This is a genomic window from Magnetococcales bacterium, assembly GCA_015231175.1.
In the GTDB taxonomy this organism is placed as follows: domain Bacteria; phylum Pseudomonadota; class Magnetococcia; order Magnetococcales; family DC0425bin3; genus HA3dbin3.
In genome coordinates this window covers 1-10,050 of sequence record JADGBZ010000104.1, presented here as the reverse complement: position 1 = coordinate 10,050, position 10,050 = coordinate 1, and the positions used below count along the sequence as shown (strand labels likewise).

The 10,050-nt window shown below is 61.0% G+C and carries 10 protein-coding genes; 4 read left to right on the top strand and 6 right to left on the bottom strand.

Annotated features, from left to right (window positions below):
* Positions 1-92 precede the first annotated feature (92 nt).
* Genes bamB through HQL63_14905 form a run of 6 tightly spaced genes read right to left on the bottom strand, consistent with a single transcriptional unit; the run spans position 93 to position 7,683 of the window.
* Positions 93-1,280 (bottom strand): outer membrane protein assembly factor BamB, encoded by a 1,188-nt coding sequence (bamB, locus tag HQL63_14930; GenBank protein MBF0178119.1) that lies wholly within the window; start codon positions 1,278-1,280, stop codon positions 93-95.
* Between the two features lie 5 nt (positions 1,281-1,285).
* The gene (locus HQL63_14925) at positions 1,286-1,966 is read right to left on the bottom strand and encodes a tetratricopeptide repeat protein (GenBank protein ID MBF0178118.1); all 681 of its coding nucleotides are present in this window, start codon (positions 1,964-1,966) and stop codon (positions 1,286-1,288) included.
* Positions 1,967-1,987: 21 nt separating this feature from the next.
* Entirely contained in the window at positions 1,988-3,250 is a 1,263-nt protein-coding gene (locus tag HQL63_14920; GenBank protein ID MBF0178117.1) for a histidine--tRNA ligase, read from the bottom strand.
* Positions 3,247-4,374, bottom strand: coding sequence for a flavodoxin-dependent (E)-4-hydroxy-3-methylbut-2-enyl-diphosphate synthase (gene ispG, locus HQL63_14915; GenBank protein MBF0178116.1), 1,128 nt, complete (start codon positions 4,372-4,374; stop codon positions 3,247-3,249). Before ispG ends, HQL63_14920 begins: the two co-directional genes overlap by 4 nt.
* Positions 4,371-6,002 (bottom strand): DUF4115 domain-containing protein, encoded by a 1,632-nt coding sequence (locus tag HQL63_14910; protein ID MBF0178115.1) that lies wholly within the window; start codon positions 6,000-6,002, stop codon positions 4,371-4,373. The genes ispG and HQL63_14910 overlap by 4 nt, the downstream gene beginning before the upstream one ends.
* A 19-nt stretch (positions 6,003-6,021) precedes the next feature.
* Positions 6,022-7,683, bottom strand: coding sequence for an NAD+ synthase (locus HQL63_14905; GenBank protein ID MBF0178114.1), 1,662 nt, complete (start codon positions 7,681-7,683; stop codon positions 6,022-6,024).
* Positions 7,684-7,944: 261 nt separating this feature from the next.
* On the opposite strand from HQL63_14905, the gene HQL63_14900 reads away from it, so the two are divergent.
* The 4 genes from HQL63_14900 to atpF all read left to right on the top strand — a co-directional run bounded on the left by HQL63_14900 (position 7,945) and on the right by atpF (position 9,878).
* Positions 7,945-8,154 (top strand): AtpZ/AtpI family protein, encoded by a 210-nt coding sequence (locus HQL63_14900; protein MBF0178113.1) that lies wholly within the window; start codon positions 7,945-7,947, stop codon positions 8,152-8,154.
* 108 nt (positions 8,155-8,262) lie between these two features.
* Positions 8,263-8,985 carry a F0F1 ATP synthase subunit A gene (locus tag HQL63_14895; protein ID MBF0178112.1) on the top strand — a complete coding sequence of 241 codons (723 nt, stop codon included), beginning with the start codon at positions 8,263-8,265 and terminating at the stop codon, positions 8,983-8,985.
* Positions 8,986-9,059: 74 nt separating this feature from the next.
* Positions 9,060-9,287, top strand: coding sequence for an ATP synthase F0 subunit C (gene atpE, locus HQL63_14890; GenBank protein MBF0178111.1), 228 nt, complete (start codon positions 9,060-9,062; stop codon positions 9,285-9,287).
* An 18-nt stretch (positions 9,288-9,305) separates the two neighbouring features.
* On the top strand, positions 9,306-9,878 hold the full coding sequence (gene atpF, locus HQL63_14885; GenBank protein ID MBF0178110.1) for a F0F1 ATP synthase subunit B: 573 nt from the start codon (positions 9,306-9,308) through the stop codon (positions 9,876-9,878).
* The last annotated feature ends 172 nt before the right edge of the window (positions 9,879-10,050 follow it).

Sequence of the window (10,050 nt, the reverse complement as noted above, 5' to 3'; positions counted from 1 at the left end):
GTCCAGGAGGAAGGGCTGCGCCCTTCCTCCTGGCGGGGTTTGGGGCGGAGCCCCAGAGAAAAGCGGCAAAACCCAGGCCCGGTTCACGGGAATCATTGAAACCGGTATACGTTACCCTCATTGGTCCACAGGTAGAGGTGACCTCCCACCACCAGGGGATCGGCAAACATGGGATCGCCAAAATGATCCAGGCCGACGACCCGTCCACTGGCCGGATCCACGGCAAAAATCCGCCCTTTGCTGTCGCCAACGATAATCCGGTCATGGAACATGACCGGAGCCGTCAGCAGGGCGTCGCTCAGGTGGGTCTGCCAGAAGGGAACGCCATCCGCCGCACTCAAGACCGAAAGGGAGCCATCCACGTCGGCCACCACCAGGCGATCATCGACCAGAAGCGGCGTATGGATGACAGACATGGCCCGCTCCCAGAAAGGCTTGCCGGAGTTGGGTTGCAGGGCCATCAAACGCCCCTGATGCGTGGCGGCGAAAACGGCCCTGGGGGTGACCAGCAGCGGCGCCGTCACATTTTGCAGGAGATCCAGTTCACTCCGGCTCCCCATGATGGTCATGTTGTAGGTCCACTGGGGTTTGCCATCCTCCAGGGAGAGGGCAAAGAGCTCTCCCGACGCATATCCGACCAGAACCGTCCCGCGCAGAACGCTCGGCGTACCAGCCCCCATGATCACCAGAGGTTCGGGGGAGGTGTTGTGTACCCAGCGCCGCTGCCCCGTTGCGCCATCCAGGGCGTAGGTGCGGTTATCCAGGGTCACGAAAATGACCAGATCCCTGACCACCCGGGGTGGCGAGGCCACGGCTGTCGCCACACTGGCCCGCCACAGCTCACGACCATCCCGCCGATCCAGGGCCACCATTTCCGCCTGGGTGGTGCCGGCATAAACCCGTTCCGCATCGGCTGCCACGCCGCCACCGATCGCGGCGCCCAGATCGGCCTTCCAGTAGACGCTGCCATCGGCGGGATTCATGGCGACCACCCTGCCCTGAAAAGTACCGACCGCCAACAACGTATCGTCCAGGGCCATCCCCGTGGGGTGCAGAAGAAACTTGTCGGGCGAACTGGCCACACCACGCCGCCACAGCCGGTCCAACCCCACGGATTTTCCCGGTTTGGGCTCGACATACTCCTGGACGGTCTCATCCACGGGTTTCTCCGGGCCATTGAACCAGGCCCCGGACTTGGAACAACCCCCCAGAGCCAGCGACAGGCCCAACCCAACCAAAACCTGCGACCAGGAGAGGAACGAAGACGATTTCCGGCACATGCGGATCACCCCTCTCCCTTGTCGACGGCAACAGGCCCCCCCAGACGCTCCACCCGACGCAACAGACGTTGGCGCACCCCCTCCGGCGGGGCAGGACGGGTATCAAGCGCTTGGCGAAATTTGGCCAGAGCCTTCTCCTTGTCGCCATCGTGCAAACTCATCACCCCCTCCAACTCCATGGCCATGACCCGAAACGTCGACTCCGCACCGATGCGCGCCAGATAGGATCGCGCCTGGACGAGGTCAATATCCGCAGCGATCCAGGCCGCTTCCATCAAGGCCGCATCGCTGAGGGGGGTGATATGCGCCGCATCGGCGGCCAGTGTGTCCAATTGCTTCAAGGCATCACCGGGCCGCCCCGACTCCACCAGGCTGCGTGCCAAAAGCAGGCGAGCCAGAGAGGTATAGCCATGGCCGGGATAGGTATCCAACAATTTTTGCAGCGTGCCCTGGGCTGCATCCCAATGCTTTTCCATCATGGCCTGGTTGGCCGACATAAAAAGGTCGGAGATGGCCTGATCACGCTTGACCCGGTGATCACTCCAGACGACGTAAGCGACCAGGCCGGCAAAAAAGATGATCAAACCAACGATCATCGAGGAGCCATACCGTCGCAAAAACCGACTCAACTGCTCGGCTTCAAGCTGCTCGTCAACTTCCCGGAAAATAATCTCTTCCTGGCCCATGCTGCCTCCCCTACGTCGTTGTCAAAGGCCATTCCCGTTGTGGCCCAGAATGGATTGGACCGCATCTTCCCAAAGCAAAGTGCGCTGCACACCCGTGGCCATATCCTTGTGGACGACCTGGCGCTGCGCCGCTTCATCAGACCCGAGGATCAGGGTCACCGGCGCCCCGGAACGCCCGGCCCGTTTCATCTCGCTCTTCATGGTGCCGGCCTCCTGGCTCATCTCCACACGACACCCCACACCACGCAGACGTTCGGCAAGGCACAGCCCCTCGCGCACCACCTCTCCGGAACCCACCACCACCAAAAAAACCATGGGCGACACCACCTGCCCGGTTTGCTTCTCCAGGAGGGCAACCAACCGCTCCATGCCCATGGCGAAACCAATGGCCGGCGTGGCCCTGCCACCCATGCTTTCGACCAATCCATCGTAACGCCCCCCGGCGGCGACGGCATTCTGGGCGCCAAGATGCTCCGTCGTGACCTCAAAGACGGTGCGCGTATAGTAGTCCAGACCGCGTACCATCTGAGTATTCAGTGCATAGGGCAACGCCAAGGCCCGGAGGTGGCCCTCCAGAGTGACAAAATGATCTGCACACGCCGGGCACAGATGGGCGTTCATGGGCGGGGCCATCCGGGCCACGTCACGACACCCCGCCACCTTGCAATCCAGCACCCGCAACGGATTGCGCACCAGGCGTTGCCGGCAGTTGTCACACAAGGCGGCAATCTTCTCCTGAAGAAATTTTTCCAGCTTCGTCCGGTAGGGAACCCGACACTCCGGGCAACCCAGGGTATTGATCTCCAACCGAAGGAAACTTCCCAAACCGATTTTATCGAGAAAGCGCCACGCCATGGCCATCATCTGGGCATCGGCCAGCGGACCCGGAGCGCCAAACTCCTCACAGCCAATCTGGTGAAACTGCCGCGAACGCCCTTCCTGGGGACGTTCATAACGAAACATCGGCCCGTGATACCACACCCGCCAAGGCAGCCGCTGGTTCTGGGCATGGTTGACGAACGCCCGCACCACCGATGCCGTCCCTTCCGGTCGCAGCGAAAGGGATTTCCCCTTCCGGTCGGGGAAAGTATACATCTCCTTTTCAACGATGTCGGTGGTCTCGCCCACGGCACGGGTAAAAAGTTCACTCCATTCGATCAATGGAGTACGAATCTCCTGAAACCCGTAACAGGAAAAAACCTGCGCGGCGCTCTGCTCCAGAAACTGCATGACGCCGGTCTCTTCCGGTAAAAAATCCCGGGTACCCCGCACCGCCGTGATCATGAGCGACAACTCCCGCCCCGTCCTGAACCTTCCCCCTCCATTCTCAGGGCAGCCGCAGCCTCCTCCACCTGCGTCACCAAGGCCTCCACCAGTCCATCATCGCTGACTTTTTTCACCGGAACACCTCGGACATACAACAGGTTGCCACCCTCGCCGCCCACAACGCCCACAGCGCTCTCCTTGGCCTCCCCCGGTCCATTGACCACACAGCCGATCACCGACAGCGTCACCGGTTCACGAATATGGGCCAACCGTTTCTCCAAAAGCTCCACCACCTGGATAACCGGAAGTTTTTGTCGTGAGCAGGTAGGACAGGCGATGATATCCACGCCGTGGGAGCGCAGCCCGAGGGATTTGAGGATTTCAAATCCCACGCGCACCTCTTCCACCGGATCGGTCGAGAGCGAGACCCTCAGCGTATCCCCGATCCCTTCGGAGAGCAACAGTCCCAAAGCAACCGACGACTTGACCGCTCCAGGAAGCAACCCTCCTGCCTCGGTCACTCCCAGGTGCAAAGGATACGCCACCTGCTGGGCCAAAAGCCGATAAGCCGCTACGGTCATGGCCACGTTGCTGGCTTTCAGGCTGATCTTGATCTCCTGAAAGTCGAGATCCTCCAGGATGCGAACATGTCCCAGAGCGGACTCCACCATGGCCTCGGGGCACGGTTCACCGTAACGGGCCAGCAAATCCTTTTCCAGAGAGCCGGCGTTGACGCCGATACGTATGGAGACGTGACGCTCGTGGGCGGCCCGCACCACCTCCCGCACCCGTTCGCGATCGCCAATGTTGCCCGGATTGATCCGCAAGCCGTCCACACCCCGTTCCAAAACCATCAAGGCAAGGCGATGATCAAAGTGGATGTCGGCAATCAAGGGCACGGGAGATGCGGCGCGAATGTGGCCAAAAGCCACGGCGGCATCCCGGTCCGGACATGAAATGCGAACCATATCCGCTCCCACCGCCGCCAAGGCACGAACCTGCGCCAACGTGGCAGCAACGTCACAGGTGTCGGTGTTGGTCATGGACTGCACGGAGATGGGCGCATCACCCCCCACAGCCACGGAACCCACCTGAATGCGACGGCTGGCACGACGAGGCAACGTGACGCGGACGCGGGTCATTCTGGCGCCGCCTGGCGAAACCGGTCCAGCAGACTCTCAGCGGAGAGATCAAGTTGGCGCACAATCCCCCCCCGGCGCCCCAAAGGCGGCAAAGGATGTCCGTCCACCAAAACCTGTACCCCACCGGCATTGCCCAGCTGGGCCGTATAGCGTCCGCCAACAGGCACCTCGAAACGTTCTCCGGGCTTCATGACCCGATTTTTGATCTGACGCCCATCTTCCCGCTGCACCGCCACCCAGGCCTCCTCAGTCGCTACCAGGGTCACCCGTGAACCGGAGGAGTCCGGAGAGACCTTGGTCGCCGCGGAAACGGAAACATCCGGCGAACCCGCAACCGGGGCGTCGGATGTGCCGGACGTAACGGAAACATCCGGCGAACCCGCAACCGGGGCGCCGGATGTATGGGCAGCAGAACTCCCGGGAGCTCCGCTCACCCTCTCGCCGGGTGGCGCAGCACCTCGCGCCCCCTCAGGCAACGCCCGGTCTGGCGATGCATCGGCGCGCACTGGTCGTTGGCCCACCTCCCCGGCAGTCCTGCTCCCCTCAAGAGGCTTTTGCACACCCTGTCCCTCGCGGCCTTCGGCAATACCCCCGGCACCCGCCACAACCCCAGGCGCTTTGTCAGGCCTGGACACCACCGCCGGTGGATTCCCTGCATCAGGTCTGGTGCCGACGACCGGTGGATTCCCTGCTTCATGTCTGGTCCCGACGACCGGTCCGCTCACCTCGACACGCTTGGGCTCCCCGCCAGGCCGCACCTCCACCCCCTGCGCCACGGAACCCTGCATCGCGGGTCGATTGGCAGCCACGCCCTCCCCTCTGCCCCTCTCTGGCACCCTTGCACCCGGTTTGGCGGGAAGATCTCCGGCTTTGGCCGCAAAACGGCTATCGGGAAATCCCTCCTCATCCTGATCCTGCCGCTCCTGTTGGACACCCTCCTCCTCCTCCTCTCCACCCTGAACATCGAACGAATCGGCGAAGGGAGAAGAGATGGGCGCCATGGCGCCTTCGTCGGCATCGGCGTCGGGATCGACCGTATCTGGCGCAGCATCACCCGCCACTGGCTTATCGACCGCCGCACGCGCCACAACAGCCTTGATACCGACACCGTGGCCATTGCCGAAAAGCGGCAAACCCGGACTGGAGCGGGCATACCACGCGACCAGGGCCACCAGTCCCAATATTCCCAGCGTCACCATCCAGAACGAAGGACGGCTGCGCGATGTGTTGGGGGGAGGAGGAAAAAACTGAGTGGCCAAAAACCCATCCCCCTGGTGCCACTGCTTGGCAAACCGGTCAACAGTCTCCCTCTCTGAAACATTCAAATATTTAACGTAAAGACGCAAAAACCCGATCACAAAGGCCGGCCCGGGCAAGGCGCCGATATCCCCGGCCTCGATGGCCTGCAAATGAACCACCCGGATGCGCGTCTGCCGGGAAGCCTCCTCAAGCGTTCCCCCCCGCGCCTCTCGCGCCTGGCGAAGAACCTGGCCGATCTGCCGGGCGACATCCAACCCGCCGCTCTCGGGCGGCGGAGCGACGGAAACCCCCTCGACATCCATCGGCACCCCCTCCGCTTCCACCTGCTCTTCGGTCCTGCCGGACGATTTTTTGGTTCCCTTGATCATGACTCCCCATCCCCGCCGTTCACGTCACCTGGAAACCGTTGGTGATGGGATAACGGCGATCCTTGCCAAAAGCCCGCCGGGTGATGCGCACCCCGGGAGCAGCCTGACGCCGTTTGTATTCGTTGCGATCCACCATACGCATGACCCGCACCGCCGTCTCCCTGTCCACCCCTTGTGCCACGATCTCGTGCAAACCGTAATCCTGTTCCACGTACAGGTGCAATATGCGATCCAGGAGCGGATAGGGGGGCAATGAATCGCTATCCTTTTGATTATACTTTAATTCTGCAGTAGGCTCCTTCTCCAGGACACGTTGAGGTATGGGGGGAAGTTGACACCCCTCCCGCGCCCACTGGTTGCGCGCCTCCGCCAGGCGATACACCGTGGTCTTCAAAACATCCTTGAGGACGGAAAAGCCGCCGGCCATATCGCCATAGAGTGTCGCATAACCCACGCTGACTTCGCTCTTGTTGCCCGTCGTGACCAGAAGACTCCCCTTCTTGTTGGAAAGCGCCATGAGCAGTGTGGCCCGGATGCGGGGCTGGAGATTCTCTTCGGCAATCCCTTCGGGAAGACCGGCGAACTCATCGGCCAGCAACCGCCGAAAATTCTGGAACAGGTCACCTATGGGAATATCGCTCAGACGAATACCCAGGCGTCTGGCTCCTTCCGCCGCATCCTCCAGGCTCTCGGTCGAGGTAAACGGGGAGGGCATCATCACCACCTCAACATTTCCGGCCCCCAGGGCATCCACACAGATCACGGCTGTCAAAGCCGAATCAATGCCTCCGGAGAGGCCGAGAACCACCCCCTTGAAACCGTTTTTCCGCACATAATCGGCCAAACCCAGACAAAGAGCCTGATAGATTTCACGCTCCGATCCCGGGGCGACATCCTCCCCGCCCGGATCGCCCGCCGACAAAAAATCAACCCCACCTGCGGAGCAGGGCCGCACCCGCAGCAAGCGCAAATCTTCCCGGAAAACCCCGGCACGCACCACAACCTGCCCATGCCGATTCATGGCAAAAGAGCCCCCGTCAAAGAGCAGCTCATCCTGACCACCAACCTGATTGACATAGACCACGGGCAAACCAGCCTCGCGAATCCGCTCGGCAACAATCTCTTGCCGTTCCAGACGTTTGCCCACATGATAAGGCGAGGCATTAAGATTGATCACCCACTGCGCCCCGGCTGCGGCCAAGGCCGGCATGGGCCCCGTGGCATGCCAGATATCCTCGCAGATGGTGATCCCCAACAAACCACCCCGCCAGGGAAACAGGCGCACATCCTCACCAGGTTGGAAATAACGCCGCTCGTCAAACACCCCATAGTTGGGCAAACACCACTTGCCGACAAAACCACTCTCCCGGCCACCCTCCACCAAGATGCCGGCGTTGAACAAACCTTCGGGTCCACGCCGCACCCCCCCATAAACCGCCGCCACACCCACCTCCCCCAACCCACGCTGGAGAGCGGCCTCAACACCGTCCAGGCGCTCCAAAAAAGAGGGCTTGTGCAGCAAATCCTCGGGTGGATACCCAGCCAGAACCAGCTCGGGCAGAACCAACAGGTCAGCCCCCAGATTCCTGGCCTGCCGCGCCACGCGCAAAACCAGATCCAGGTTCCCTTCCAGATCCCCGACATGCGGGTTGACCTGGGCCATCGCCAGTGTCGTATCCATTTGTGTCGATCGTGAAGTGGTCTTGGAAGATTGACGGGGGAACACCAGCCCCATCCTACGTGATTCCCGACGGGTTTCCAATGGCCATGCACATTCCTGACCAAACCGCAAAATGACAGGCAAACACTCGGCCATCACCACGACGGGCAGGCAGGGTGTGACTTTCACTCCAGAAAAATGACGACCGCGATTGACAGCGACGCGCCTTTTTTCTAGCATGACGCAGATGTTTGGCGGACACAGCCTCTTCGGACTGGTGCCATGGCAGAGCAGGATCCAAAGCCGCATGCCTCCGGGTTGTCGCTGGCTATGCGCATGAGCACGGAGATGGTCGTCGCCACGCTGATCGGCGTGGGTATCGGGCACGGTCTCGATACCTGGCTGGGTACCAAACCCTGGGCCACCCTGGTCTTCTTCCTTTTCGGGGTTGCCGCCGGGTTCCGCAATCTCTATTACGCCGCCAACCGATGATGCCGAGTCGAAGCGCTGGACTGAACTAAACCGGATGCCGTCATGACCATGCTGATTGCCAATGCCCTTGCCGCCGAAGCCGCCCACGCCGCCGAAGCCGCACCCAAAATGGATCCCCTGCACCACTTCCAGGTGATCAAAGTCATCCCCATCTCCCTGTTCGGCATCGATATCTCCATTTCCAACTCCGTCATCTGGATCTGGATCGCCATCGGGGTCGCCTTCGGTCTCTTCAGACTAGGCACGCACGCCCCGTCCCTCGTTCCCGGACGCATGCAGTCCATCGCCGAGGCCGGCCTCCTCTTCGTGCGCGGCATCATCAACGACACGATCGGCAAGGAAGGCCAAAAATTTTTCCCCCTTGTCTTCACCATGTTTCTCTTCATTCTCTTCTGCAATGTCACCGGCCTGATCCCAGGGTCGTTCACCCCCACGTCGCAGCTCATCGTCACCGGCACCTTCGCCGTGGGCGTCTTCGTTTTTTCCACCGGCCTGGGGTTTTACAAACACGGCGCCCACTACTTCAAATTTTTTGTCCCGGGAGGCCTGCCGGTCCTCCTCCTCCCCCTGATGGTGCCCATCGAAATCATCTCCTACCTGGCCCGGCCCGTCTCCCTGTCGGTGCGTCTCTTCGCCAACATGACCGCCGGTCATACCGTCCTGGGCGTCCTCTTCTTCTTCACCGCCACCCTGCCCTGGTTCGGCGCTTGGCTTCCCTTCGGCTTCTCGGTAGTCTTTACCGCCGTCGAAATCTTCATCGGCTTCATTCAAGCCTATATTTTTACGATTCTGACGTGCGTCTACATCAACGATGCACTCCACATGCATTGAACACGGCACCGATATCGGGCCGGGTCACTCAACCACGGAACCTTCGGGATCCTGTTCAAGGAGGGTATGAACCAATGGAAAGTCTTGCCGCATCTTTCGTCGGTATGGGTTTGGCCGCCGCTGGTCTCGCCGGCTCGGGCATTGGCCTGGGCTTCATGTTCGGCAAGACCATCGAGGCCTTCGCCCGCCAACCCGGCGCCGAGGCCCAGCTGTCCAAATATGTCTGGATCGGCGCCGCCTTCGTCGAGGCCATCGCGCTCTACGGCCTCGTCATCGCCTTCATCATCATGGGCAAAGGTTGATACAGACGGAGGCCTGACATGATCTCTATCGCCCACGCCGCTGAAGAGGCCACCCAACATGCACAGGCCTCCGGCCTCCCGCAGTTCAACCCCATCAACTTCAGTTCCCAAATTTTCTGGACTGTCGTCTCTTTCCTCGTCCTGCTCTACCTCCTTACCCGGTTCGTCATTCCGGCCATCAACGCCATCCTGGATGCGCGGAGTCAATCCATCGAGGATGATCTGAAACAGGCCAAAAGTGCCCGGGAAGAAGCAGAAAAAGTTCTGGCCGGTTATCGCAAAGAGCTGGGTACCGCCCGCCAGGAGGCTACGAAAATTCTGGAACAGGCGCGCCGGGAAGCCGCTCAGCAACGTGAATTGACCAAGAACGAACTTGAAAAAGAGCTGATCAAAAAAAGAAGCGCGGCCATGGACGAGATCGAACAAGCCAAACGCCGTGCGGTCGAGGAGATCAAGATGATCGCCGTGGATCTGACCGTGGACGCCACCCAAAAACTTATCGGCAAGGCCGTTACCAAGACCGATGCCAATAAAATGGTCGAACAGCTCCTCACCCAAATCAAGGAAGAGAATCAGCAGCCGGTGCATTGATTGAACCCGCACTGCCGCCGCCTTGCCATCACCCAGGATTCCAAACCGGGAAGTGGGGTCGCCCCCCTTCCCGGTTTTTCGTTTGGGAGAAAGGGGATGGCGTACAAAAACAAAACGGGGCGCTGCCCCGGACCCCGCAAGGGCGCTGCCCCGGACCCCGCAAGGGCGCTGC

Excerpts from the sequence above, each read along its gene's own strand:
- bamB (MBF0178119.1), bottom strand. The coding sequence starts at position 1,280 with ATGTGCCGGAAATCGTCTTCGTTCCTCTCCTGGTCGCAGGTTTTGGTT.
- HQL63_14925 (MBF0178118.1), bottom strand. The coding sequence starts at position 1,966 with ATGGGCCAGGAAGAGATTATTTTCCGGGAAGTTGACGAGCAGCTTGAA.
- HQL63_14920 (MBF0178117.1), bottom strand. The coding sequence starts at position 3,250 with ATGATCACGGCGGTGCGGGGTACCCGGGATTTTTTACCGGAAGAGACC.
- ispG (MBF0178116.1), bottom strand. The coding sequence starts at position 4,374 with ATGACCCGCGTCCGCGTCACGTTGCCTCGTCGTGCCAGCCGTCGCATT.
- HQL63_14910 (MBF0178115.1), bottom strand. The coding sequence starts at position 6,002 with ATGATCAAGGGAACCAAAAAATCGTCCGGCAGGACCGAAGAGCAGGTG.
- HQL63_14905 (MBF0178114.1), bottom strand. The coding sequence starts at position 7,683 with ATGGATACGACACTGGCGATGGCCCAGGTCAACCCGCATGTCGGGGAT.
- HQL63_14900 (MBF0178113.1), top strand. The coding sequence starts at position 7,945 with ATGGCAGAGCAGGATCCAAAGCCGCATGCCTCCGGGTTGTCGCTGGCT.
- HQL63_14895 (MBF0178112.1), top strand. The coding sequence starts at position 8,263 with ATGGATCCCCTGCACCACTTCCAGGTGATCAAAGTCATCCCCATCTCC.
- atpE (MBF0178111.1), top strand. The coding sequence starts at position 9,060 with ATGGAAAGTCTTGCCGCATCTTTCGTCGGTATGGGTTTGGCCGCCGCT.
- atpF (MBF0178110.1), top strand. The coding sequence starts at position 9,306 with ATGATCTCTATCGCCCACGCCGCTGAAGAGGCCACCCAACATGCACAG.